Genomic DNA, 25,483 nt, shown 5'->3' with positions numbered 1-25,483 from the left:
ATCTGCTTCGTAAACGGGTGAACTCATTATTATGCTTTCCGGGTCAAACTTCCCGACTCGTTTATTGACGAGCGCGTCTGGGCCATCAACTCCTCAACAGCTTCCGTTTTTTCTTCACTTTTTTTCTCCTGGCTTTTTTTCATTGCGCTATACGCGGCAACCCGAATTTTCCCCTTAACGAAATCTTTAGCTGCCACTAATAGAATAGTTATTAGCAGGAAAAAGGCAGCTACGATTAAAAAACCAAGGTATTTACTATCCAGTACCTGATTGAGGTAGGCTGCTAGCAGAATAAACAGAAAAATAAGCGTCATCGTGCTGAACAGTGCCAGTATGATGCCATGTATCCCTACAACAACTCCTTCCTCTATTTTGCCCCGGCTCTCCAGCGTAAACAATTCGATGCGGGCTTCCAGATAACGGAATATATTCTCCCGAATTTCTTCCAAATGTTCCAGCATGGTCGTCAATAATTAGTTTCGCTCCTCGGTATTTACAAATAACCGCTCAATTTGTTCAAAAAAGCGATAAAAATAAAGACGGCTTCAACACTGGTGTGCTGAAGCCGTTTCAGTATTACCTACATTACGCACGAATTGCTGCCTAGCTGGTAACAAAAAGTGAGGGTAGGTTCTACAAAATTCTTTAAACTCTTCCGTAATGACCAACTCGTCTGATTGCCCGTTTTTAATCTACAATAAACAGATAACAGCAGCGCATAAAGTCGACTACTCTGCCATCAATTTTAGCAGTCTAAAATCAAGCAATAGGATTGTTAGCGAATTAGCGCGACTGACGCAGTTTAGCTTCAATCGTTTGCTGTGTATGTGGTACAGCCCGAAGTCGCTCTTTCGGAATCAATTTACCGGTGTCTTTACAAATACCGTAAGTTCCATTTTTGATCCGAACCATAGCTGCGTCTAGTTGCTGTATAAATTTCTGCAACCGGGCGGCCAACTGGCTCAAATTTTCGCGTTCGCTAGTGTCGGCACCATCTTCGAGCAGCTTAGAGTTGCCCGAGGTATTGTCGGTACCGCTATCATTGCGTTTGCTAAGCGTTTCTTTAATATAGTTTAACTCACTCCGGGTTGCGTCGAGCTTCTGGCTGATCAGCACTTCAAACTCTTTCAGATCTTCTTCTGAATAACGCTTTTTTTCTTCCATAACCATACCCAATCCTACGTTAGACGGTGTGCTCTGTTTTTCAGCCACAAAATTAATGTTTTGTATCCGGTATTTCAATGATTCGTTTAATATTAGGCCTTTTTTTATAAAATTTTCTCAAATTGGCATTCAATCCTTTTCCAAATGAATCTTTGGTATATTGTTTTTTTTATGGAAAAGTCTTTGGCAAAGAGAAAATATTGAGATTAATTCTATGGTTTATTAACATTATATTAATCTTAGAAAAAATATACCTTTCACAATATCATACATGATTTATTAAGTTTGTGGGACACTTCATCACCAAATTTGTTTTAAAACCGAAGTCAACGTATAGCCATGGGATATATTGAACCAGCTCCAATAAAAGATAAAGAGAATCCGCTTGAGTCAATGATGTCGCGATTTGATGCCGCGGCCAAATTAGTGGGCATTTCTGATGAAATGTATGATATTCTTAAAGTGCCAGCCCGGCAGGTAATTGTTGGGCTACCCGTTACAATGGATAACGGAAGTATCAAAGTATTTGAGGGCTACCGGGTTATTCACTCCAACATTCTGGGGCCCGCTAAAGGAGGTATCCGGCTTGATCCGGCTGTCCATCTCGATGAAGTTCGCGCGTTGGCCGCCTGGATGACCTGGAAATGCGCCGTTGTCGATATTCCGTATGGGGGTGCCAAAGGAGGGATTGCCTGTAACCCCCGCGAAATGTCGGCAGGTGAAATTGAGCGACTTATCCGCCAGTATACCGTTGCTATGCTCGACGTTATTGGGCCTGATCGCGACATTCCGGCACCCGACATGGGAACTGGCCCTCGTGAAATGGCCTGGATCGTGGATGAGTATTCCAAAGCAAAAGGCATGACCGTCAATAATGTAGTAACGGGCAAACCACTAGTATTAGGTGGTTCACTAGGACGCACTGAAGCAACTGGACGGGGCGTTACCGTAGCTGCGCTAGCGGCTATGGACAAATTGCGGATGAACCCATACCGGACTACGGCGGCTGTTCAGGGTTTTGGTAATGTGGGCTCATTTGCGGCTGAGTTACTCCACGAGCGAGGAGTTACAGTAGTAGCTGTAAGCGATATTTCGGGAGGATATTATAACAAAAGCGGTATTGACATTACGGCCGCTGTTAGTTATCGTAACTCGAACAAAGGAACGCTGGAAGGGTTTAACGGAGCAGAGAAAATCTCTAATGAGGAACTGCTCTCGCTAGCGGTTGATGTGCTGGTACCAGCAGCCAAAGAAGACGTAATCACAGAAGACAATGCGGCTTCCATTCAGGCCAAAATGATTGTTGAAGGCGCGAATGGGCCCACATCAGCGAGTGCCGACGAAATTATTAACAGCAAAGGCATTCTGGTGGTACCCGACATTCTGGCCAACGCTGGTGGGGTTACTGTCTCGTATTTCGAGTGGGTACAAAACCGTATTGGCTACAAATGGACACTTGACCGTGTCAACCGCCGGGCCGACCGTGTTATGAAAGATGCCTTCGATCGCGTCTTTGAAACCTCACAGCGCTACCAGGTTCCTATGCGTCTGGCCGCTTATATTGTAGCCATTGATAAAGTCGCCAGCACTTATAAATACCGGGGAGGCTATTGATTTATTTTAAAATGTATGATGTATACTGTATGATGTATAATTTTGCTCGTACTTGATGCATTAAGAATACATCATACATAATATATCACACATCTTTCTATGCGCTTACATCGTGAAGGCAATACAATAATGCTTACAACAGGGCTGGTTTTACTGGCCCTGAACCTGCTTGCTTATTTTTACCTGTTTTCTGATAACCCAACTGCCACAACTTTATTAGGGGTCGTGAGTCTGGTGCTGTTTCTGCTGGTTGTGCAGTTTTTTCGCATCCCAAACCGGTTATTAACAACCGGTGACACGCAAGTTATAGCTCCCGCAGACGGAAAAGTGGTAGTGATCGAGGAAACCAATGAAGGCGAGTATTTTAAAGATCGTCGGCGGCAGGTGTCTATCTTTATGTCGCCCCTGAACGTACACGTGAATCGAAATCCCGTATCGGGTATTGTTCGGTATTTCAAGTATTTTCCAGGTAAATATTTAGTGGCGTGGCACCCAAAGTCCAGTACTGAGAACGAACGGACAACTGTAGTTATCCAAACAGCCAATGGCGTAGAAGTACTTTTACGCCAGATAGCCGGCGCCGTTGCCAGACGGATTATCTGGTACGTAAAAGAGGGACAACCCGTAAAACAGGGTGACGAATTTGGGTTTATTAAATTCGGCTCGCGTGTTGATGTGTTTCTTCCTTTAGACGCTGAAATTAAAGTGAATATCGGCGATGTTACCAAAGGGGGCGTTACTGTTATTGCAGAACTGAAGTAGGGAAGTAAGTGAAGTGAGTGGAGTTTGCAAACTCCACTCACTTCACTACTATACGATACTCAATAGTTGTCCTTTCTCGGTCTCTGTGACAATAAGGCCCAGCTTTCCGGAAAGATCATAAATACAGTTCGATGGATTTTGCCCAGGCAATTTAATATCACGGACAAAGGCACCGTCAGCTGAAAAAACTCGAATAATACCTGCGCCAAAAACCGCTACGTATAGGTTTCCATCGGGACCAGGTGTTATCCCATCCGGACCAGGGATCGACGCTCCAACAGGTGCATCAATAACAGTTGCCCATACACGAATGGTCTCCCAACTTAATCCTTCTGAATCCCAATAGCCACTCCAAATCCGCTGTTGATGTGTTTCCGCGATCAGTAGTGTCTGTTTATCTGGATAAAAAGCTAATCCATTTGGATACAGTAATCCATCGGCAATAATTTCAACAGAGCCATTAGCTGAATAAACTACCACATATCCTTGTTGGCCTGCATCGGGCGGCCCTGGACATGTAATTAATAAATTGTTACGATCATCAAAGGTCAAATCATTAGGCATATTCAATGGCTGACCGCTGACATGACTAATGACCGTTTCAATAGCTTCTGTTTTTAGGTTTAAGCGCCGGATGGCATTCTGGCCCGAGTCGCAGAACCACATAAAACCCATGTTACAGGCGAGTGCATTGGGGCGTCCACCCGTCTGAATTCGTTTTGTTTTGCCATTGCTGTAGCGGCAAAAAAGCCCTTCTCCTTCTTGTTCTACACACCAAAGGTTACCGTTCGTATCGAATGCCGGGCCTTCGGGAAAGCGTAAGCCTTCTGCCAGTACACGTATAGTATCCATAACATATCATCGTTGAGTCGTTGTATTCCATTCAAAAAATGTGCCGTGCTATCCACTAATGGCTACATTAAAATTTTGACCATTAAGTGTAAAGACAGCCAATCAATTTTTGTTCATAAACCTTATCATACGAACAGGTAAGCACAAAAATCAGCTACTGGCTAACGACTGCCTATACACTAAAATTTAAACTATTTGATGAATTAATTATATATTCAACGAACAAATAACCCCTCTCCGGTATGAGGTTCGACTACATAATTATTGGTGCTGGATCGGCAGGTTGTGTACTGGCAAACCGCCTGTCGACAGATCCGTCTTTATCAGTGCTTTTATTAGAAGCGGGTGGTCCGGATACAAAAATGGAGATTCAAATTCCTGCTGCCTACACCAAACTGCACGGTTCAGCTGTTGATTGGGGCTTCTGGACGGAACCCCAGATGGCACTCAATAATCGACGGATGTATCAACCACGGGGTAAAACGTTAGGTGGGTGTTCATCAACCAATGCCATGGCCTATGTGCGTGGCAATCGACTTGATTACGACGATTGGGCAGCACTGGGTAATCGAGGATGGAGCTACCAGGATGTTCTTCCCTATTTTATCCGCTCAGAACACAATGAGCAATACGATCAGCTTGATTCGGGCTATCATGGCAATAAAGGTCCTTTGAATGTCACGTTCGCAACTGGTTTCCAAACACCTTTGGCGGGCGCATTCGTAAGGTCCTGCCTTCAAATGGGCATTTGTGCCAATTCCGATTATAATGGAGCTAAACAAGAAGGTACGGGGCTCTTTCAGTTTACCATTAAAGATGGTCGACGACATAGTACAGCCTCAGCCTTCTTAAAACCAGCGTTCAATCGGCCTAATCTGACCGTTATTACGCAGGCACAAACCACTCAGATACATATTCAGCATGACCGGGCGACCGGGGTTGAGTTTCGTACGGGTAAAAATCAGACAGAAAGAGCCATTGCCCGCAAAGAAGTCATTTTATCGGCAGGGGCCTTCCATTCACCTCAGTTGTTGATGTTATCAGGAATTGGTCCTGTGGATACACTCCGGTCGGCTGGTATTACAATAAAAAAAGAAGTGCCGGGAGTTGGGCAAAACTTGCAGGATCATGTTTTTACGGGCGTTAGCAGCCTGTGTTCGCAACGGGGCGCATCGGCCAATTTCCATCTCAAACCACTCAATCAACTGAAGGGATTAGCTCAGTTTTTCATAACCCATAAAGGGCCACTAACGATGAGCCCGCTCGAAGCCGTTGCCTTCCTGAAAACCGAGTATGCATCAACGAATGGCAATTTAGGCCGAGTCGATATGCAGTTGCATTTTGCACCAGTTCACTTTGGCAATGACGGCAAGGCTGATTTTTATGATCTAGCGACTTATCCCTTCACGGATGGCTATACCATTTTACCGACACTACTCAAGCCTAAAAGCCGAGGCTATATCGGCTTACGCTCCAGCAATCCGCTTGATGCCCCAGTTATTCAGCCAAACTATTTAACCGAAGAATCTGATCGATTGGTGTTGATTAGTGGGGTTCGAAAAGCCATCGATATAATGAATGCTGATGCATTTCGTCCCTACAGCCAAGGCATTAACTTACCCATTCACCATAGCTCCGATGATGCACTCTGGGAGCATATTCTGTCCGTGCTCGAAACGGTATACCATCCCGTAGGCACTTGCAAAATGGGGTCTGATGAGCTAGCCGTGGTGGATGATAAGCTTCGGGTATATGGCATTGAAGGCCTCCGGGTAGTCGATGCGTCTATTATGCCAACGATTGTATCAGGCAACACCAACGCACCCGTTATTATGATTGCGGAGAAAGCCGCCGATCTTATTTTGGGAATTTAGTGAAGTAAGTTGAGTGAGTGAAATAGGTGAAGTAAATCCCAAGCACTACTTCATACCCTAGCCTTACTCCACTCACTTCACCTACCCCACCAAATCAAAAACTTACCAGTTGATTGATATTTCGCTCCACAATTTCTAGTACAACAATAGTAGGCCGCTCGGACTGAATAAGTGTGAGATCTAGTTTACCATCCCGCACAAAATAGGATTCACGGAAATAGGCGGGCAAGTACAGCATCATACTGTTACTAAATGAATCGCCGATGAACAGCAAACGGCCGGATCCTGATCCCGAAAAACGTTGGGATGGGAACGCGATATTTGCGCTCGGTATAGAAGCTAGTTGATGGCTTACCAGCTTAGCGTCAGGGCGAATTACGTACTCTCCATTTTCATTTATAGCATCCTGCAAGGTCAGCATGGTGGTTAAATCGCCACTTGTACCCTGGCAATGCCTAATGGTATAATCTGATGCATTCATCAGCGGAAACATAGGCCAATCCTGTCTGATACGTTTCAGTAAAGTCGCGCAGCCAACCAGTGTTCCGTACTTATTCCAATGAGTATCAGTCTGATAATACACTATATGATCGCGCTTGGCAGCCAGTAGCGTATCCCGAATGTCGATAAATGGTAGGCTAGTCTTGGCAATTGCCTGTTTGAGTACATCCAGACGTGAAGGTCCTTTCGTTTGCTGTAGATGGTCGGGCACGTATTCAGGGTAGATTGTTTGTGCATCAGGAGCAATCAACACATAGAGCTTAATTCCCTGCTCAGCTAACTCCTGCTGCTTTTGGGCCAGATGAGTGGCAATGCGTGCGGCTGATGTATCAGCTAGTGGAACTAACCCTCGATGCTGATCGACAACCCGGTTATAACTGTTCCCCAGATAAAACCAGCCTTTTTTTCCAACAACAACTTTTTCGGGTAAAGGCGATTGTCCCAGTACCTTGTATTTCCATCGGCTATACACATAAAACAGCGCATTCCGTCCCCCAAAATTCTCTTTGTAATACCGATCAAACCGGATTACAAATTGCCGAACGTAGGGAAAATGCAACAACGGCATACGACTACGTTGCCGGTTCTCGGTATTTCTGAACAAGGCTGACAGTCCAACAACTTGATCAAGCGTTGGAAGGAGCAGCATAATGGCGAAAACAACAGCAATTAAGCGTGATCGTACTTGCATGAGTTACGGGAGCCTGGTCAAACGTTAGAACCGGAAATAGATAAATGGATTGTAGGTGTCAGCGGCCAGATACGCTACTGAAAGCACAAAGAGACCAACAAGCCCCAACATGTAGGCTACACTTAATGTAGTCTGGACTGGCAGTGACACGATACGTAGTAGCAACCGATACCAGACCAACTGAAACCGTTGATAAACAGGCATCGACAAGATGAACCCAAGTATAAGCGCACTGCTGACTTCAGTATTCAGGAAATAAGTCAATGGAAAAGCAAGACGTCCTACTGACCCCATACCAGCCATTTTCTGCAAGTAAGTCACTGCTGATGCCAGGTCTTCAGCCCTGAAGAATACCCAGCCAATCAACACCACCAGGATCGTATACAGGTGAGCAATTGGAGCCCATACCCGTTCCAGCCATTTACCCAGCCCTGCCCGCTCCACCATTACCCAGGCACCATGATACAATCCCCAGATAATAAACGTCCAGCTGGCTCCATGCCAAAGGCCCGTTACAAAAAATACGATCAGCAGATTACGGTAGGTTCGGGCTTTGCTCCCCCTGTTTCCACCCAGTGGAATGTATAGGTAATCACGAAACCAGCTTGACAGGGAGATATGCCAGCGTCGCCAGAAATCCTGAATAGAACGGGCAATATAAGGATAATTGAAGTTCTCTTTGAAATCGAATCCTACCATCTTTCCCAAGCCAATTGCCATATCGGAATAGCCCGAAAAATCGAAGTAGATCTGAAGTGAGTAGGCAACGATTCCCAGCCAGGCCGTTGCGGTGGAGTAACTATCCGTCGGAGCCTTGAAAATTGTATCGGCCACACCGGCAAATGTGTTGGCGAGTATGATTTTTTTAGCCAGACCAATAACAAAGCGTTCAGCCCCAACGCCAACCTTTTCCAGGCTAACAGTTCTATCGGCGAGTTCGGGGGCAATGTCGGCATATCGAACAATGGGACCTGCAATCTGGTGCGGAAACATGGCCACATACGTACCATAATCCAGAAAACTACGGTTGGCCCGAATACGACCCCAGTAAATGTCTAAGGTGTAGGAAATGCCCTGAAATGTATAAAAACTGATGCCAATCGGGAGTGCAATGGGTGATACGGTAAGACTATCGGAGAAAGGTAACGCAAATGCTTCCGCAAAACCATGTACCGAATCGACCAGAAAATTGGTGTATTTGTAATAGAACAGTAATGACAAACTACCAATCAGTGACAGCAGTACCCCGGCCCGTCGCTGCCCTTTTTCAACAAGCCATCCGGCCAGGAAATTTATACCCGCCGACAGCAGCAACACCAACACAATTATTCCTTCTCCCCAGGCATAAAACAATAAACTGGCGCCAAACAAAAAGGCATTATGCCAACGCTGAGGCAGCAAGTAATAGATAATCAGGAAGTACGGGAGAAACAGAAATAAAAAGATGGCCGAACTAAAGAGCATACTCCAGACAATAAGTCAGGCCAAAGTTAGCGGAAAGGACCAGAATGTGAAAAGGGATCAAAGAGCCATTATACCTCCCTGATCCCTTTGCCTAATTCCCTCGCCAGCTCTCTAAAAGAACGATAACCGCAACACAAACGGGCTACCGTAAATGGTACGGGCTAATGAGTTATCGTTATAATTCAAGTTGTATAACGCAGTTAGATTGACCCCAAATCGGCGCGAAATCGGTTGTGAGTATGTTACACCCACCAATGGAGAGGTTAAGGCTGCACTCGACTTAAGTCCGGTTTGGTTCTCCGTTTCCTGAATAGTGGTGCTCTCAAGTTCCCCATGCAGATACAGATTCGGTAGAATCGACGGAATAAATTCATACATCACAAAACCCCGGCCACCATACTGGTTATAAGTCAGGTACGGAACAGTTGCTCCGGTGTTTGTATACGCTTTATAACGTGTGTAGGTATAACTTCCACCAATACCAACAATCATTCGCTCCGTAGCCTGGTAAGCAACAACGGGTGAAATGCCCAAACTAAACGGATTGCCGAAACGAAATCCATTGATGCCGCCCCCAAACCGAAGCCGCTGTCCGAAGGGTAAAGGACGGCCTTCGGGTGTTTGTGTCCGTAACGGATCACGTCCCTGGTCACGCCGATCATCAGGATCCTCGGTAAGTTGCCCAAATGCCAGACTACTACTCAATAAAGCGGTGATAAACAGTAACTTTCGAATATGATTCATGTTGTTTTGTACAGAATAAAACTTATACTAAGTAACGAAATCAGAACGTAAATTCTTTTACTTCAGGGTCATTCAATAAACGTTTAATACATTTTTCATGGTTTTTCTCCGAACCATCAACACGCCAGTGTCCAATAATTTCGGTACCAATGCGTTGCTGCTGGCTTCGCGTTGGTGACAGGCCGCATTCTTCGAAAAATGTCTCGTATTGATTCAGCGTTTTATTATGGAACGCTGTCACAATTTTATAGTCGCGGGTTTGGTTCATTTTCTGAATCCGATTGGCAAATCCTACCAATAACAGCAGAGAGCCTAAAATAAACACGAACCCAACGATAGCAATATCATAATGACCCGCGCCCACGCACATACCTAACGCAGATACAGCCCAAACCGTTGCAGCCGTAGTAAGGCCTTTTACACGACTATCTTCCCGAAAGATGATCCCAGCCCCCAGAAAGCCAATACCATTAACAATGTTGGCCGCAATCCGATCTCCAGATCCACCAATTCGGCCCGAGACCATGGTAAATAGAGCCGAGCCGACACAGATCATAATCATGGTCCGAAAACCAGCGGCCTTACCGTGATACTCGCGTTCAATCCCAATCAGCCCACCAATAACCAGCGCGGCACTTAATCGAATAATGTCTTCTTCTGCAAAATCCATTTGTTTCGTTAGCAACTAGATGACCCTCAGAAACCGCACAGCGTTGTATTTGTCCGCGAAGAAAAGCTGCCAGGAGAAACCATATTTCGAAATAAACCGTTAAAATTTAGATAGAGTTTACCCTCAATACTATAGAATGACCCAGATCACGGAAACAGAACGCCAGACGGCCAGTCCGATGCGTTCGGTTGACCATCTTGACCCCAAACAGTTCATTATCATCAAAGGGGCGAAAGTACATAATCTAAAAGGAATTGACGTTGCCATACCCCGCAACAAATTAGTTGTCCTGACTGGCTTATCGGGTTCGGGCAAATCTTCTTTGGCTTTCGATACCCTGTTTGCTGAAGGCCAGCGCATGTATGTCGAAAGTCTGAGCAGTTATGCCCGGCAGTTTTTGGGCCGGATGGAGAAACCCGAAGTCGAATATATAAAAGGGGTTTCGCCAGCCATTGCCATCGAGCAAAAAGTATCGACCCGAAACCCTCGCTCTACCGTAGGCACTTCTACCGAAATTTATGACTACCTGAAATTACTTTTTGGTCGGGCAGGCGTTACGTATTCTCCTATTTCGGGCCACGAAGTTCGGAAAGATACGGTTACGGATGTTGTCAATTACATGTACGGTTACGAAGCGGGTCAGCGGGTCATGATTATGGCTCCGTTGCGGGTTCGCGAAGGCCGGACACTGGCGTATGAGCTGAATATCCTGCTTCAAAAAGGCTACACCCGTATTGTTGCTGATGGCAACGTGCTACAAATTGAGGATATTTTAGCGTTTGCTACTGACGGACAACAGCCGCTGGACACGCTTGTTGAGCAGCAACTCTCTGCCAACGATCTGGAAATCCTCGTTGACCGGGGAACCGTACTTTACGACGAGAACGGTCAGCCTGACGAAGACAACCAGTACCGATTCTCCGACTCCGTCCAAACCGCTTTCAGCGAGGGAGAAGGCAGTTGCCGGGTCGATATAGTTGGGAAGGAATCACGCATCTTCTCCGATAAATTTGAGTTGGATGGCATTGTCTTTGAAGAGCCAAGTGTCAATCTGTTCACGTTTAACAACCCCTATGGTGCCTGCCGCCGGTGCGATGGATTTGGGAAAGTGCTGGGCATTGATCCTGATTTAGTTATTCCCGATAAAAACCTTTCTGTTTTTGAAGGAGCCATTGCCCCCTGGCGAAGCGAGAAAATGAGCGAGGAGTTTTTGCGTCCTTTACTTAAAAATGGGATTCGTTTTGATTTCCCCATTCACCGGCCGTACAAAGATCTCACGCCCGCCGAACAGGAATTGCTGTGGACGGGCAATACCTATTTCGATGGGCTGAACGCCTTCTTTGACTTTGTTGAAAGTCAGACCTTCAAAGTACAGTATCGGGTTATGCTCTCCCGCTATCGGGGTAAAACGACCTGTCCGGAATGCCGGGGATCACGGTTACGCAAAGATGCGGGCTACGTAAAAGTGGCTGGTAAGTCCATTACCGATCTGGTACTGATGCCTATTACGCAGGTAACAGCCTTTTTTCGGACGCTCGAACTTCCTCAAACGCAGCAGCAGGTTGCGAATCGGATACTGATCGAAATTCGAAATCGCCTGGATTATATGGAACGCGTCGGTCTGGGCTACCTTACCCTAAATCGACTCACCAACACACTTTCGGGTGGTGAATATCAACGCATCAAGCTGGCTACTTCACTGGGTTCAGCACTGGTTGGCTCCATGTATATTCTGGATGAGCCCAGTATTGGTCTGCATCCCCGCGACACGAAACGCCTGGTCAGTGTCCTGGAATCGCTACGTGATATGGGCAATACAGTCATTGTGGTTGAACACGAAGAAGAAGTGATGCGGGCCGCCGACCAGCTCATCGACATTGGTCCTGATGCCGGTTCACTAGGCGGCCATCTGGTATTTCAGGGAACGTGGGATGAAGTTGATAATGCAAAATGGCTAATGAATAATGAACAGGGGGCGTCAGATAATAGACCATCAGACTCCGAGCATTATCCATTAGCCATTAATCATTATCCATTTCAGTCCCACACCCTCGACTTCCTCACAGGCCGCGAGATCGTACCTGTGCCTACTTTTCGAAGGAAAGCAACCAACTTTATTGAACTGAAAGGCGCGCGGGAAAACAACCTTAAGGACGTAGATGTACGCTTCCCGCTTAATACGCTAACAGTTGTAACGGGCGTATCAGGGTCGGGTAAAAGTACACTGATCCGGAAAGTGCTGTATCCAGCGCTGATGCGGCAAAAAGGCGACGCAGCCGAAGAAGCAGGTAAATATGATGCCCTGACGGGTTCACTTGACCGGATTGCGGCTATTGAAATGATTGACCAGAATCCGATTGGCAAATCGAGCCGTTCGAATCCAGTTACCTATATCAAAGCCTATGATTATCTGCGACAGGTGATGGCCGATCAGCCAGTATCAAAATCGCGGGGGTATAAACCGAGCCATTTCTCGTTCAACGTGGATGGTGGCCGCTGTGAGGTGTGTCAGGGCGAAGGCGAAGTGAAGATCGAGATGCAGTTCATGGCCGACATTTATCTCAAGTGCGAAGGTTGTGGCGGAAAACGGTTCAAGCAGGAAGTCCTGGAAGTAACGTTGCACGACAAAAACGTGTCGGATATTCTGGCTATGACGGTTGATGAAGCTATTGACTTCTTCCGAACATTCGAGCCTAAAATGGCTGATAAACTACAACCGCTACAGGATGTAGGCCTGGGTTATATTGGGCTGGGGCAATCGGCAAATACACTTTCTGGCGGTGAGGCCCAGCGTGTTAAACTGGCATCGTTCTTAGGAAAAGGAAATCCAAACAAAGGCGGTACCCTATTCATTTTTGACGAGCCCACTACGGGTCTGCACTTCCATGACATCCGTAAATTGCTTTCTGCCATCAACGCGCTGGTCGATCAGGGAGATTCGGTCATCATCATCGAGCATAATATGGAAGTCATCAAAAATGCCGACCACATTATTGACCTCGGCCCGGAAGGTGGCGAAACAGGTGGCTACGTGACCTTTACCGGCACTCCCGAAGAAATGGTAAAACTGACTGATGGGAATTATACGGCGGAGTATCTGAAGGGGAAAGTTTAATATCTATTGTGGCCTAGAGCTTTAGGGTATCAAAAATGTAGTTCTAGGCTACAAACGAACTTTCCCGTAATTTCGCAGCAGTAAATGTACCTGTTGCTTCATGTCCACATTTCTTAAATGGGCTTTACTCCTAATTTTATCTCCGTTGTTGGGTGTAGCCCAACTCCAGATTTCGCACCCTATGTCGCGCCTTGTGGTGCAACGTGGGGCAGACGGCAACGGACGCCTTTATATAGCAGGCAGGTTAACAAGCACAGTTGATCGGGTAGAAGCCCAGTTAACACCAGTTGCAGCAGGGCAGGGCACAACAACGGCCTGGCAAACCGTGCAGACCAATCCGGCCAATAATCTTTTTCTGGGGTACATAACTGGCACTGGCGGCTGGTATGTACTTACAGTGAGGAGCATTGTAAACAATGTTGTAACAGCACAAGCCACCGTGCAGCCAGTTGGCATTGGCGAAGTGTTTGTTACAGCTGGTCAATCAAACGCACGAGGTTTGGGCATTGGCGATAATGACCTTGGTACAAATACTGACCGGGTCAACGCTATTGATTCCATCAATCATTACTATCCGCCGGGTAATGTTGCCCTTTTCTCATCGGGTGATCCTTCTCCAGTGCCAGTCTTTAAAGCCCTTACGGCCAAACGACGTGTATTTCCTATGGCCGAGAGTTCATGGGGCTGGGGTGAATTAGGTGATTACATTGTCAATCGGTACAATGTTCCGGTGGCCTTCTATGTGACAGGCTGGGACGGCTCAACGATAGAAAACTGGATTAACTCGGCCAACGGCATTCCAACCTGCAATCGGTATAATTGCGACAGCGGGAACTGGCCTAATCTGCAACCATACACAAATCTTAAAAATGTAATGCAGTATTATCTGTCCGTGTCGGGAGCTCGGGCAGTGCTTTGGCATCAGGGAGAAGCAGAATATGGCGATCTATCATCTGGTAGTATTCCTGCATACGCAACTAATTTAACCAATCTTATTCAAAAGTCACGACAGGATTTTGGAGGGCGGAATCTACCCTGGATGGTAGCCCGTGTTTCTTTTGACGGGAGTGTAACACGGCCTGATGTAATCATGAAGCAACAGCAGGTCATTAATACGTCGGGTTTAAACGTGTTTCAGGGGCCCTACAATGATACAATCCAACTCCGAAATGCAGGGACAAATGATGTACACTTTCGTAACAGCAGTCGTCCTTCTCCCCATCCGCAATATTACCTGAACCCAGCTTCAGTTCCTCTGACCATGGGTTTGTCTCGATTTGCCCGCAACTGGAATAATAGTCTGAACAATGCATTTTTTCAGAACGCACAGCCAATTACACCCATTCAATTTGCAGCTACGGGAAATCTGGCGAATTATGTACTACCCGGCTCTACAGTAGCGGTATCCTTCGTTACGCTCGGCACATTCAATTCAGGTAACCAATGGCAGGTGCAACTGCTCGATTCGCTGGGGCAATATAAAAGTGTTCTGGGTAGCGGCTCCACCAGCCCGATTCAGGTAACATTGCCCAGCAATTTGCAAAGTGGGCATTTTCAGATTCGGGTCGTATCGACATCACCGGCTATACCCGCCGTACCGTCCAACCTATTTCAGATAACCACCCAAACGCAGGCAGATTTGAGCCTGGAGATGGCTGTTTCGCAACGAACGCCAGACCTGAATACACCTGTTACAATCAGTTTACTCGTTCGTAATAATGGACCAGGACAGGCAACTAATGTACTGGTTAAAAATCGGTTGCCAACTAATTTAACCTTTGTATCATCCGCAAATTTTTCGGCTAATGGCTCCGTACTGACCAGTTCGGTCATGAATATACCGGCGGGCACCACGCAATCACTGAGTTTTGTGGCTCAGCCAACGGCTAGCGGCACCTACCAAAACGCAGCGGAAATTTCGCAGGCTACGTCCAACGATCCTGATAGCCAGCCCAATTCTGGTACAGGCGATGGTCAGGATGATGCTGCTCAGGTAGACTTCCGAACCCGTCAGGTTGGTGGCTCTGTGTTCGTGTCCCCTAACCCAAATCAGGTTCCATTACCTAATGTCATTAGCAATCAGCCTGTACCCGACCCCGCCAAAGCCGATGTGAGCATACGCCTGTCGGTCAATAATCGAACCCCAAGATTGAATGAAGTGATTAGTTACTCACTGACTATTACCAATCAAGGCGGTTTATCGGCAACGGGATTAAGTATAACGGCTTACTTGCCTGCTGGCCAGGCATTCTTACCGGGTGACGACTTTGGTTTATCAGGCGGCAATCCTACAAGTGGTATAAGCAGTTTGCCTGCTGGCAGTAGCTTTACGTTGATTTTTCGAGCAACAGCAACAGCTGTTGGGCGAGGAGTGTGCACAGCCCAGATTGTGGCTGCTACAACATCTGACCCAGACTCCGTTCCAGGAAACGGCACTACGAATGGCGAAGATGATACAGCTCAGGTAGACGTCCGTGTGCGGTAACGTAGCCGCTCAACCTGAACGGTTTAGGCTAATTCTTCGTTAAAATTACATTCCTCAGTGAGTTGACTAGTACAAAAACGAGTTCATCTGCTTTTAGTAGCTGGCGATGTGCCTGTATCAATTTTATGAGAACTCAATGGATACTTGTTGGCGTGGCAGGCTTGGCAATGGCCTTACTACTTTCATCATTTCTCGGAATTTTCGAGAAGCGAGTGGACTACAATACCCAAATTAAGCCTTTACTCAACAAAAACTGCATTATCTGTCACGGGGGCGTAAAAAAAGCAGCCGGCTTTTCGCTCCTGTTTAAGCAGGAAGCCCTTGCTCCAGCCAAATCGGGTAAACTCGCCATTGTTCCCGGCGATGCCGATGCCAGTGAAATGATCCGTCGGCTTACGCTGACCGACCCTGACGAACGAATGCCACTCGATCATCCGGCTCTGAAACCCGACGAAATCGATCTACTTCGAAAATGGATTGACCAGGGAGCCGAGTGGGGTGACCATTGGGCGTACCAACCTGTTCAAAAACCAGCTGTTCCCGCAATTGGTACGTTTTTGAGTCGGCTGGGTATCTCAGCAAATGATGAAACCGATTGGGCAACGAATGAAATCGACAATTTTATTCTTGATAAACTGAAACAGGATGGCTTAAAACCCTCTCCCGAAGCCGATCGGGCAACGTTGATCCGGCGGGTATCGCTTGACCTGACAGGCCTCCCACCTACCGAAAAGGAAGTAGCCGATTTTTTGGGTGATAAATCGCCGGATGCCTACGAAAAAGTTGTTGACCGGCTGCTTAAGTCACCGGCTTACGGCGAACGCTGGACTGGTATGTGGCTTGATTTGGCCCGTTACGCCGATACCAAAGGGTATGAACGCGATCCAGGCCGTAAAATATGGCGCTATCGGGATTGGCTCATCAAAGCCTTTAATCAGGACAAACCCTTCGATCAATTCACGATTGAGCAACTGGCGGGCGATTTGTTACCCGATCCTACTGATGATCAGCTCATTGCAACGGGCTTCCATCGCAATACCATGACGAATGACGAGGGCGGAACGCAGGACGAAGAGTTTCGCACGGCGGCCGTGATCGACCGGGTGAACACAACCTGGGATGTATTTGGGGGAACAACTTTTGCCTGCATCCAATGCCATAGTCACCCTTACGACCCATTTACGCACGACGAATATTACAAATACCTCGCGTTTTTCAACAATACCCGCGACGAAGATGTAACGAGCGACACCCCAACACTCCGCTTTTACAAACCCGCCGACTCACTCAAACTTGTTGGTTTACAACACTACATAGCCAGTACCCTCCGTAATCCGCAACAAGCCAAGGCCAGCATCAATCAGTTTACCCATCTGGTTCGAACGGTTGAGCCTAAAATTAATTCGCACGATTTCGATCAATATGTGAATGCGTCTCTTCTTGATGCGAAGTATTTTGGTTTTCAGGATAAAGGCTCATGCCGGATCAAAAACGTAACGCTAACCGGACGACCACGACTACTACTAAAATGGGGTACAAAAGCAACCAATGCTACAGTTACACTTCACCAGGATAAGCTGGATGGTCCTGTTCTAGCGCAATTTCCCACACCCAAGCCGGGGAAAGATACCGTTCAGATGATTCTGCTGCCACCTATTCAGGGACGGCATAGTTTGTATCTATCGCTGAATAGTCCCGAAAAACCAAAAGACTGGGTGCAGATAAAGTGGGTGGCTTTTGTTGCTGTCCTACCCGGTCAGCCACAGAACGCTATTGGGGAGAAATCTAAAGTGCTGTTGGACCTTCTGAATACAGACACGGAGCAAACGCCAATTATGCTCGATGGTTCGGGCGATCTGGCCCGGCAAACACACGTTTTTGAACGAGGCAATTGGATGGTGAAGGGAAAACAGGTGACCCCTGATGTACCAAAATCATTCCCAGCCATGGACCCTAACCAGCCTAAAAACCGACTTGGTCTGGCCCGCTGGATGGTGAGTCGGGAGCACCCGCTAACGGCGCGCGTGGCCGTGAACCGGTTTTGGGAACAGCTGTTCGGTACGGGTATTGTTGAAACCGTGGAAGATATGGGTACGCAGGGCATTCAACCCACCCATCAGGAACTACTCGACTATTTGGCGGTAGAGTTCATGGAAACAGACCAGTGGAGTGTAAAAAAACTCTTAAAAAGGATGGTGATGTCGGCTACGTATCGGCAACAATCGAATGCTTCGCCGGAACTGATCGCCAAAGACCCTTATAACAAACTATTGGCTCGTGGGCCACGCGTTCGTTTATCTTCCGAAGCGGTACACGATCAGGCCCTAGCCGTGAGTGGCCTGTTGAGCCGTAAATTATACGGGCCCAGCGTAATGCCCATGCAGCCCGACGGCATCTGGCAGTCGCCCTACGATGGCGAAAGCTGGAAACAAAGCACGGGAGAAGACCTGCACCGACGCGCTTTGTACACCTACTGGAAACGAACCGCACCTTATCCGTCGATGGTAACGTTCGATAGCCCCAGTCGGGAATTCTGTCAACTACGCCGACTTCGGACTAATACGCCTTTACAGGCTTTAGTGACCCTCAACGACCCTGTTTATGTTGAAGCCGCCCAGAATTTAGCGGACTTCATGCAGGCTCATGGTTCATCGCCAGAACGACAGATTCAAGCCGGTTTCCGGCGAGTTATGCTCCGCGACCTACATCAGAAAAAGCTGGCCGTACTGCTTCGGCTTTACCAAAATACCGAGCAATACTACCGCCAGAAACCCGGTGAAGCAGAGAACTTACTAGATCGACTGGGCTTCGATTGTAAAAAGGTTTCGCCTGAGTTAGCCGCTTTAACCGTAACGGCCAATACGATGTTGAATCTGGATGAAGTGATTACGAAAGAATAAGCAACGCGGGCGGTCCGTGCGGTGGAAACCCACTTTTACATTTCATAGTGACAAAAAGCGGGTTTCCACCCGCATTACACAATGAACAAACTCCTTCAGGAACTCCAACAGGCAGCGGCCGAACGCGAAACAAGGCGGCATTTTCTGCATACCTGTTCAACAGGACTGGGTGCTATGGCACTTAGCTCTGTTTTAGAAAGCTGCGGCTTTTTCGGGAAAAACGACCCTCAAAATAATACCGTTGGGAGTGCTTTGCCTTCTGGAGAACCGACAGCCCCTCACCCATCGCAGTTCTTACCCAAAGCACAACGGGTCATTTACATCCATATGGCTGGGTCGCCGAGTCAGTTGGAGTTGTTCGACTATAAGCCTGAACTAGCTAAGTATAATGGTAAAGACTGTCCGCAGGAATTGCTCGAAGGCAAAAAGTTTGCCTTTATTCGGGGGGTTCCGAAAATGCTGGGCCCACAGGGCAAATTCGCCCAACACGGGCAATCGGGTGCGTGGGTGTCTGACTATTTGCCCCATTTGCAGGGTGTTGTAGACGATATCACCTTCCTGAAAGCCATGCACACCGACCAGTTTAACCATGCGCCTGCCCAGTTGCTTATGCATACGGGAAGTGCCCGGCTGGGTCGCCCAAGTATGGGATCTTGGGTAACGTATGGGCTTGGCACTGAAAACGATAATCTGCCGGGTTATATCGTCTTGGCATCGGGCGGCAAACAGCCCGATGCAGGTAAGTCCATCTGGGGCAGTGGCTTTTTACCAACGGTGTATCAGGGTGTTCAATGCCGTACCGATGGCGATCCGGTGCTGTACGCATCAGATCCTAGTGGCATGAACCGGGATGTTCGGAAGCAAACCATCGACGCCATCAGCCAGATCAATCAACAGCAGTACGACGATGTTAAAGATCCCGAAATCCTGACCCGTATTGCCCAATACGAATTAGCGTTTCGGATGCAAATGTCCGTACCTGATGCAATGGACATTAAGAGCGAGCCACAGTATATTCTGGAAAGTTACGGCGTCGATCCAAACAAAGGCTCGTTTGCCCGGAACTGCCTGTTGGCCCGTCGGCTGGTTGAACGTGGAGTACGGTTTGTACAGCTTTTTGACTGGGGTTGGGATACCCACGGCACCAGTGCCGACGGCTCAATTGACATTGGTCTTCACACAAAGTGTAAAGAATCAGACCAAGCTGTTGTTGCGCTACTGCAAGACCTCAAGCAGCGGGGCTTGTTAGATGATACGCTGGTAGTTTGGGGGGGCGAGTTTGGCAGAACACCCATGCAGGAAAATCGCGACGGGCAGGTGCTTCCTTTCATGGGACGCGATCACCATCTTGATGCCTTTACGGTTTGGATGGCGGGCGGTGGCGTTAAAAAAGGATTCTCCTATGGTGAAACCGACGATATTGGCTATTATGGGGTAAAAGATAAAGTACACGTCCACGACCTTCAGGCCACTATTTTACATTTGCTCGGCTTCGACCATACAAAACTTACCTACCAGTTCCAGGGCCGTCCCTTTAGATTGACAGACGTGGCGGGCAAGATTGTAAAACCTATCTTGGCGTAACTACCTTAGCCAATACTAAAAAAGGACCGAGCTAACCTCGGTCCTTTTTTATGCAATAAATGATTCATTTTATGCGCATTATTAGGCTCTTACAACGGGTTTTTAGACAAATTCCATTCTTAACTGTTATGGTAAAATAGAAACAATTTGTTAACCAGAGACGGTTGGATTCAGGGATGAATACTCGTTTCTTTCGCCTTTTTAGAAAAAGCCGTGATAAAGCAAAATATCCTATCGTGGCTGTATCTATTTGGTGCAGCAGCCTGCGAAATGGCCTGGACGTATTCGCTCAAATATATGCGATGGGATGATTTGAAAGCCCTTCGCTGGACCACATTTTACCGACTCGATGGGGGAATGCCTGCCTTGCTACCCTGGATAGCCTATGTTGTTTTCGGTATAGTTAATACAGTAATGCTGGCAGCTGCCATGCGCACCATATCCACAACAACCGCTTTTGCGGTCTGGATGGCCGTCTCACTGGTATTTATCAAAGCGGCCGATGTGATCTGGCTGAAGATCAGCTGGTCGTGGGGTGAATTATTTTTTATTCTCCTGATTACCGTAGGCATTATTGGCCTACGGATGGTCGGTCCAGCCGATGTTAACCCCTAATTATTTCTTCTATTCCAACACCTTAGGGACTTCAAAAAACTGCTCGTCGTGCTGAGGAGCATTGGAAAGCGCCCGTTCGCGAGACAATTGATTACCTACCACATCGTCACGCAACACATTAGTTTCCATTGAAATATGCGTTAACGGTTCAACGCCCGTGGTGTCAATTTCGTTGAGTTGCTCCATCCAGGTCAATACGCCATTCAGACTGTTGAGCAGATCGGCTTCCTCTTCTGGTTTTACGTCCAGCCGGGCCAGATGGGCAATTTTCTGCAATGTTTCGTGATCTACTTTCATAGCGAAAGAGCGAATGACTGAAAGAGCGAATGTTAAGCCACTACTTTCTTTCCGCTCATTAATTCAGCGTTTATAATTTTATACGTTTCTTCTTTTAAGCGTTCTATGTCGTCTGATGTCATCCCTTTTGTTTCGATAGGGGGATGAATAACGGCCCGAAGCGGATGCCAATGAAACCGAACCGGACTTTTATCAGGTAGAATCTGATAATTATTCAGCAGCGAAACCGGCACAATCGGTACTTGTTGCTGAATGGCCATCGTAAACGCACCGTCTTTAAAAGGTACCATCTGGGGTGGTTCGGGAGCTTTGATGCCTCCTTCCGGAAAAATCATAATGCTCCGTCCCGATGCCAACGTCCGAATCGATTTAGCTAATGAATAAGCCCGACTGTTCGGCTGGCTTCGGTCCACCTGAACGTGCAACTTAGCGAACATATAGCCCAACAGGGGAATATGCTTCACGTCGCTTTTACCAACGAACGCGTAGTAGTTTTTCACAACCACGCCCATTACGGCTATGTCCAGATACGAAAAATGGTTCGCGCAGAATACATAGGTTCGGTCAGGATCGGGTCGAAACCGGCGATCAATCCGAACCGGAATCCCTATTCCGACAAAAAACAACATCCCCCAGATTGAGTTGATTTTATGGGCGATGGGTTTCCATGAGTCGCGTTGCAAAAACACAAACTGGAACGGGAACAGCACGATGTACAGCACTATCAAACAAATAGCGCACCAGATTGTGTAAAGGAGTCGCATAAAGTCTAGTTTTTGTCATGCTGAGGAACGAAGTATCTTAATGTAAGTTGACTCTCAAGTTTTGACGCCTTAAGATGCTTCGTTCCTCAGCATGACAAAAAAGTCAGTGTTTAAAATGCCTTACCCCAGTCGTGACCATGGCCAGACCGTTCTGATTGCAATAATCAATCGAATCCTGATCGCGAATAGAGCCGCCGGGTTGTACAACCGCCGTAATTCCCGCCTGACCCGCAATTTCAACACAGTCCGGGAACGGGAAAAATGCATCTGAAGCCATAACCGACCCATTCAGATCGAATCCAAACGAGTGTGCTTTTTCAATCGCTTGCTTCAACGCATCCACGCGTGACGTTTGCCCAACACCACTAGCTAAAAGCTGACCTTCTTTCGCCAGAACGATTGTGTTTGACTTCGTGTGCTTACACACTTTCAAAGCAAATTCCAGAGCTCGGTTTTCACTATCGGTTGGAGCTTTCTGCGTAACAACCTTGAATTGGTCGGTTGTTTCGGTCTGGTTGTCCTTATCCTGCTCTAATACTCCGTTCAAAATCGTTTTGAACATGACCGTGGGTAGTGCCACAGCGTTGCGTTTGAGCAATATTCGGTTCTTTTTCGACTTGAGCAGGCTCAGTGCTTCGGGTGCATAATCGGGCGCAATCAGAATTTCCATGAAGAGCTTATTCAGTTCTTCGGCGGTTTCCAGATCAACCGGCACGTTGGTGATTACCACACCGCCAAAAGCCGATACCGGATCGCAGGCGAGTGCACTTAGATATGCCCCTTTACTTGTTGGAGCGGTAGCAATCCCGCAGGCATTGGTATGTTTTATGATGGCAAACGCCTTGGCTTCATCATGAGAAAATTCATCAATCAAACTCACGCAGGCATCAACATCCACGAGGTTATTATAAGACAACTCCTTACCATGGAGCTTATCGAACATAGCCTCCAGGTCACCGTAAAACGTTGCCTGCTGATGCGGATTTTCGCCATAGCGCAGGTGATTGGGTGGGAGGGTTTTGAAATCATAAATGGGCCCGGTTGTGCCCGCACGTTGTGTAGTTCCGGCAAAATAAGACTGAATGGCCGAATCATAGTGCGACGTAACCGCGAACGCTTTACCCGCATATTCCCGGCGATCCTTAATGTCAGTAGCGCCATTTTTCTCGCTCAACAACGCTACAACTTCAGCATATTGACTGCGCGATGATACAATCAGCACATCGTTGTAATTCTTGGCAGCAGCCCGAATGAGCGAAATACCGCCAATGTCAATTTTCTCAATAACGTCCTCATCCAAAGCACCTGATGCCACCGTTTCCTCAAAAGGATATAAATCGACAACGACTAGATCGATCGGTGGAATCTGGTGACGCTCAGCCTGTGCAAGGTCTTCGGGTACGTCACGACGATACAGGATACCGCCCATTACACCTGGGTGCAACGTTTTAACACGCCCACCAAAAATAGACGGATAGCCGGTGATATCTTCAACGGCCGTAACCGGGATACCGAGTTGTTCAATAAATGCCTGGGTGCCGCCCGTCGAATAAATTTTGACGTTCTGTTCGTTTAACAAACGAACCAGAGGCTCGAGACCGTCTTTATAAAAAACGGAAATCAGCGCAGAGGAGATTTTGAGAGACATGGACTTGGCCGAAACAGGCTCCGGCTGTTTCAGTAGAATAAGTGCAAGTTACGCGAAACAGCCGGTAGCCTGTTTCGACTGGAAGTGCAAAGATAACCAAAGGTCTTAACTTTGTCTGCCCGAACAAGGCAGGCTACTACTGGCCGGACATTCTTTTATCAATGGGTACATTTAAAAAATTAGCGGGCGACACGGCGCTCTACGGCATTAGTACAATTCTGGGTCGGTTACTCAACTACGCGCTGGTACCTATTCAAACCTATGCATTTGCTAAACCAGCTGCCATGGCCTCAAACGTTGAGCTTTATGGTTGGATTGGTGTCTTGCTCGTTGTGTACACTCTGGGGTTGGAAACCGCGTTTTTCCGATTTATTGCTCGTTCCAAAAACCAACCTGTCGAAGAAAAGAACCGCATTTTCAACCAATCACTAAGTATTGTTATCTGCATCAGTGTATCGTCCTCTATCGTCCTGTTCAGTCTGGCAACACCAATAACCAATTGGCTCAACTACCCTGGTCAGGAGCGATTTATCCAGTGGTCGGCGTTATTAGTTGCCATTGATGCCATCGTGGCGATTCCATTTGCCCGGTTGCGGGTTGAGAACCGAGCCCGTGAGTTTGTTGGGGCAAAAATCACGAACATTGTTATTGTGGTTGCGTTAAATGTCTTCTTTCTGATTTTTGCCAAAGACATTTACGAAGGCAAATACCTCACATCATTACAGCCCCTGGCTGATTTGATTTACAGCCCGAAAATAGGGCCGGGCTACACCTTTTTAGCCAACCTAATCGGCAATGCCCTTTACTTTATTATCATCCGGAAAGCATTTTCAGGCTTCCAATTCCAACTTAATGGATCACAGAGCCGAGCTTTGATCGTTTACGCGTTCCCAATTATGCTTACCAATCTGGCAAGCGTACTTAATTTACTCACCGACCGACTGTTTCTTCGTCATTTGCTGCCACCGGGTTTTTATCCAGGTCTATCGTCCGAAGCGGTATTGGGCATTTACGGTAACTGCCTCAAATTGTCCGTTTTTATGGCGTTAGCGATTCAATCGTTCAAGTTTGCCGCCGATCCTTTCTTTTTCTCGCAGGCCGAAGACAAAAACGCACCAACCTTACTGGCCAATGTTACAAAATGGTTTATTATCGTTTGCGTGCTGATCTGGGTTGGCGTGAGCCTGAACCTTGATCTGCTTGGCCAACTATTTTTACGGTCGAAGGCGTACCGTGTTGGGTTAGATGTAGTTCCATTACTCTTGTTGGGTAACCTGTTGCTGGGCGTTTATTATAATATTTCCTTCTGGTTCAAATTGAGCGACAAAACGAGCTATGGCACCCTTATTACCGTTATTGGAACAGGCGTAACCATTGGCCTCAATCTGCTTCTCATCCCAATTATTGGCTATATGGGCTGTGCAGTGGCCTTTTCAATATCCAGCCTGGTTATGATGGTACTATGTTATTGGTTGGGCGAGAAGTATTATCCCGTTCCTTATCATGTTCTTTCGGCAATTGGCTACCTGCTTGGCGCGGGTCTACTGATTTATGCATCCTGGCAATTTCCGATCCCCAACCTTTGGGTCGCGGTGCCTGTACACATGGCTTTATTCGGTCTCTTTTTGGGTATAGTGATTTTCGTTGAACGAGATACCTTTCAGCCAGCACTAGTTCGCTTCCGAAACCGTAAAAATAAACCTGCGGGGGTCAATCCGTAGACTAACTATGTTAAAAAT

The 25,483-nt window shown here is 47.2% G+C and carries 19 protein-coding genes; 9 read left to right on the top strand and 10 right to left on the bottom strand.

What is annotated here, in order from left to right; translation table 11 throughout:
* Positions 1-29: 29 nt before the first annotated feature.
* Positions 30-461 carry a phage holin family protein gene (locus EXU85_RS00370; protein WP_142770181.1) on the bottom strand — a complete coding sequence of 144 codons (432 nt, stop codon included), beginning with the start codon at positions 459-461 and terminating at the stop codon, positions 30-32.
* A 322-nt stretch (positions 462-783) separates the two neighbouring features.
* Positions 784-1,170, bottom strand: coding sequence for a TraR/DksA C4-type zinc finger protein (locus EXU85_RS00365; RefSeq protein ID WP_142776569.1), 387 nt, complete (start codon positions 1,168-1,170; stop codon positions 784-786).
* Positions 1,171-1,503: 333 nt separating this feature from the next.
* Between EXU85_RS00365 and EXU85_RS00360 the strand changes: the two genes are divergently transcribed.
* Together EXU85_RS00360 and EXU85_RS00355 are read left to right on the top strand one after the other, a co-directional pair.
* Positions 1,504-2,778, top strand: coding sequence for a Glu/Leu/Phe/Val dehydrogenase (locus EXU85_RS00360; RefSeq protein WP_305851948.1), 1,275 nt, complete (start codon positions 1,504-1,506; stop codon positions 2,776-2,778).
* A 99-nt stretch (positions 2,779-2,877) separates the two neighbouring features.
* Positions 2,878-3,540 carry a phosphatidylserine decarboxylase family protein gene (locus EXU85_RS00355; RefSeq protein WP_142770180.1) on the top strand — a complete coding sequence of 221 codons (663 nt, stop codon included), beginning with the start codon at positions 2,878-2,880 and terminating at the stop codon, positions 3,538-3,540.
* A gap of 48 nt (positions 3,541-3,588) precedes the next feature.
* Here EXU85_RS00355 and EXU85_RS00350 read toward each other — a convergent pair whose 3' ends face one another.
* Entirely contained in the window at positions 3,589-4,392 is an 804-nt protein-coding gene (locus tag EXU85_RS00350; RefSeq protein WP_142770179.1) for an SMP-30/gluconolactonase/LRE family protein, read from the bottom strand.
* Positions 4,393-4,634: 242 nt separating this feature from the next.
* Between EXU85_RS00350 and EXU85_RS00345 the strand changes: the two genes are divergently transcribed.
* On the top strand, positions 4,635-6,266 hold the full coding sequence (locus EXU85_RS00345) for a GMC family oxidoreductase (RefSeq protein WP_142770178.1): 1,632 nt from the start codon (positions 4,635-4,637) through the stop codon (positions 6,264-6,266).
* A gap of 94 nt (positions 6,267-6,360) precedes the next feature.
* On the opposite strand, the gene EXU85_RS00340 is transcribed toward EXU85_RS00345, so the two are convergent.
* From EXU85_RS00340 to EXU85_RS00325, 4 genes are all read right to left on the bottom strand, one after another.
* Positions 6,361-7,458, bottom strand: coding sequence for a hypothetical protein (locus EXU85_RS00340; RefSeq protein ID WP_142770177.1), 1,098 nt, complete (start codon positions 7,456-7,458; stop codon positions 6,361-6,363).
* Between the two features lie 24 nt (positions 7,459-7,482).
* Complete coding sequence (locus EXU85_RS00335; protein ID WP_142770176.1) at positions 7,483-8,922, bottom strand: MBOAT family protein; 1,440 nt, start codon at positions 8,920-8,922, stop codon at positions 7,483-7,485.
* A gap of 111 nt (positions 8,923-9,033) precedes the next feature.
* Complete coding sequence (locus tag EXU85_RS00330; protein WP_142770175.1) at positions 9,034-9,666, bottom strand: hypothetical protein; 633 nt, start codon at positions 9,664-9,666, stop codon at positions 9,034-9,036.
* A 40-nt stretch (positions 9,667-9,706) separates the two neighbouring features.
* Positions 9,707-10,336, bottom strand: coding sequence for an MgtC/SapB family protein (locus EXU85_RS00325; RefSeq protein ID WP_142770174.1), 630 nt, complete (start codon positions 10,334-10,336; stop codon positions 9,707-9,709).
* 136 nt (positions 10,337-10,472) lie between these two features.
* Here EXU85_RS00325 and EXU85_RS00320 point away from each other — a divergent pair, with 136 nt between their 5' ends.
* From EXU85_RS00320 to EXU85_RS00300, 5 genes are all read left to right on the top strand, one after another.
* A complete protein-coding gene (locus EXU85_RS00320) occupies positions 10,473-13,451 on the top strand; it encodes an excinuclease ABC subunit UvrA (RefSeq protein WP_142770173.1) in 2,979 nt (992 codons plus the stop codon).
* A 100-nt stretch (positions 13,452-13,551) separates the two neighbouring features.
* Positions 13,552-15,936 carry a sialate O-acetylesterase gene (locus EXU85_RS00315; protein ID WP_142770172.1) on the top strand — a complete coding sequence of 795 codons (2,385 nt, stop codon included), beginning with the start codon at positions 13,552-13,554 and terminating at the stop codon, positions 15,934-15,936.
* Positions 15,937-16,061: 125 nt separating this feature from the next.
* Entirely contained in the window at positions 16,062-18,836 is a 2,775-nt protein-coding gene (locus EXU85_RS00310; RefSeq protein WP_142770171.1) for a DUF1553 domain-containing protein, read from the top strand.
* Between the two features lie 81 nt (positions 18,837-18,917).
* Positions 18,918-20,420, top strand: coding sequence for a DUF1501 domain-containing protein (locus tag EXU85_RS00305; protein WP_142770170.1), 1,503 nt, complete (start codon positions 18,918-18,920; stop codon positions 20,418-20,420).
* Positions 20,421-20,633: 213 nt separating this feature from the next.
* The gene (locus EXU85_RS00300) at positions 20,634-21,035 is read left to right on the top strand and encodes a multidrug efflux SMR transporter (RefSeq protein WP_246859377.1); all 402 of its coding nucleotides are present in this window, start codon (positions 20,634-20,636) and stop codon (positions 21,033-21,035) included.
* A 9-nt stretch (positions 21,036-21,044) separates the two neighbouring features.
* Here the strand turns inward: EXU85_RS00300 and gatC are convergent, their stop codons facing one another.
* The 3 genes from gatC to purH form a co-directional block, all read right to left on the bottom strand.
* Positions 21,045-21,332: an Asp-tRNA(Asn)/Glu-tRNA(Gln) amidotransferase subunit GatC gene (gatC, locus tag EXU85_RS00295; RefSeq protein ID WP_142770169.1), complete on the bottom strand. Its 288-nt coding sequence runs from the start codon at positions 21,330-21,332 to the stop codon at positions 21,045-21,047.
* A gap of 32 nt (positions 21,333-21,364) precedes the next feature.
* Complete coding sequence (locus tag EXU85_RS00290) at positions 21,365-22,096, bottom strand: 1-acyl-sn-glycerol-3-phosphate acyltransferase (RefSeq protein WP_142770168.1); 732 nt, start codon at positions 22,094-22,096, stop codon at positions 21,365-21,367.
* Positions 22,097-22,199: 103 nt separating this feature from the next.
* Positions 22,200-23,744 carry a bifunctional phosphoribosylaminoimidazolecarboxamide formyltransferase/IMP cyclohydrolase gene (gene purH, locus EXU85_RS00285; RefSeq protein ID WP_142770167.1) on the bottom strand — a complete coding sequence of 515 codons (1,545 nt, stop codon included), beginning with the start codon at positions 23,742-23,744 and terminating at the stop codon, positions 22,200-22,202.
* Between the two features lie 161 nt (positions 23,745-23,905).
* Between purH and EXU85_RS00280 the strand changes: the two genes are divergently transcribed.
* Positions 23,906-25,465: an oligosaccharide flippase family protein gene (locus tag EXU85_RS00280; protein ID WP_142770166.1), complete on the top strand. Its 1,560-nt coding sequence runs from the start codon at positions 23,906-23,908 to the stop codon at positions 25,463-25,465.
* Positions 25,466-25,483: the final 18 nt, after the last annotated feature.

Origin of the sequence: Spirosoma sp. KCTC 42546, from assembly GCF_006965485.1 — a bacterium.
In the GTDB taxonomy this organism is placed as follows: domain Bacteria; phylum Bacteroidota; class Bacteroidia; order Cytophagales; family Spirosomataceae; genus Spirosoma.
This window is presented reverse-complemented; position numbering and strand designations above follow the sequence as displayed.

What these genes read in the sequence shown, in the direction of transcription:
- EXU85_RS00370 (WP_142770181.1), bottom strand. Translation starts at nt 461, where the DNA reads ATGCTGGAACATTTGGAAGAAATTCGGGAGAATATATTCCGTTATCTG.
- EXU85_RS00365 (WP_142776569.1), bottom strand. Translation starts at nt 1,170, where the DNA reads ATGGTTATGGAAGAAAAAAAGCGTTATTCAGAAGAAGATCTGAAAGAG.
- EXU85_RS00360 (WP_305851948.1), top strand. Translation starts at nt 1,504, where the DNA reads ATGGGATATATTGAACCAGCTCCAATAAAAGATAAAGAGAATCCGCTT.
- EXU85_RS00355 (WP_142770180.1), top strand. Translation starts at nt 2,878, where the DNA reads ATGCGCTTACATCGTGAAGGCAATACAATAATGCTTACAACAGGGCTG.
- EXU85_RS00350 (WP_142770179.1), bottom strand. Translation starts at nt 4,392, where the DNA reads ATGGATACTATACGTGTACTGGCAGAAGGCTTACGCTTTCCCGAAGGC.
- EXU85_RS00345 (WP_142770178.1), top strand. Translation starts at nt 4,635, where the DNA reads ATGAGGTTCGACTACATAATTATTGGTGCTGGATCGGCAGGTTGTGTA.
- EXU85_RS00340 (WP_142770177.1), bottom strand. Translation starts at nt 7,458, where the DNA reads ATGCAAGTACGATCACGCTTAATTGCTGTTGTTTTCGCCATTATGCTG.
- EXU85_RS00335 (WP_142770176.1), bottom strand. Translation starts at nt 8,922, where the DNA reads ATGCTCTTTAGTTCGGCCATCTTTTTATTTCTGTTTCTCCCGTACTTC.
- EXU85_RS00330 (WP_142770175.1), bottom strand. Translation starts at nt 9,666, where the DNA reads ATGAATCATATTCGAAAGTTACTGTTTATCACCGCTTTATTGAGTAGT.
- EXU85_RS00325 (WP_142770174.1), bottom strand. Translation starts at nt 10,336, where the DNA reads ATGGATTTTGCAGAAGAAGACATTATTCGATTAAGTGCCGCGCTGGTT.
- EXU85_RS00320 (WP_142770173.1), top strand. Translation starts at nt 10,473, where the DNA reads ATGACCCAGATCACGGAAACAGAACGCCAGACGGCCAGTCCGATGCGT.
- EXU85_RS00315 (WP_142770172.1), top strand. Translation starts at nt 13,552, where the DNA reads ATGTCCACATTTCTTAAATGGGCTTTACTCCTAATTTTATCTCCGTTG.
- EXU85_RS00310 (WP_142770171.1), top strand. Translation starts at nt 16,062, where the DNA reads ATGAGAACTCAATGGATACTTGTTGGCGTGGCAGGCTTGGCAATGGCC.
- EXU85_RS00305 (WP_142770170.1), top strand. Translation starts at nt 18,918, where the DNA reads ATGAACAAACTCCTTCAGGAACTCCAACAGGCAGCGGCCGAACGCGAA.
- gatC (WP_142770169.1), bottom strand. Translation starts at nt 21,332, where the DNA reads ATGAAAGTAGATCACGAAACATTGCAGAAAATTGCCCATCTGGCCCGG.
- EXU85_RS00290 (WP_142770168.1), bottom strand. Translation starts at nt 22,096, where the DNA reads ATGCGACTCCTTTACACAATCTGGTGCGCTATTTGTTTGATAGTGCTG.
- purH (WP_142770167.1), bottom strand. Translation starts at nt 23,744, where the DNA reads ATGTCTCTCAAAATCTCCTCTGCGCTGATTTCCGTTTTTTATAAAGAC.
- EXU85_RS00280 (WP_142770166.1), top strand. Translation starts at nt 23,906, where the DNA reads ATGGGTACATTTAAAAAATTAGCGGGCGACACGGCGCTCTACGGCATT.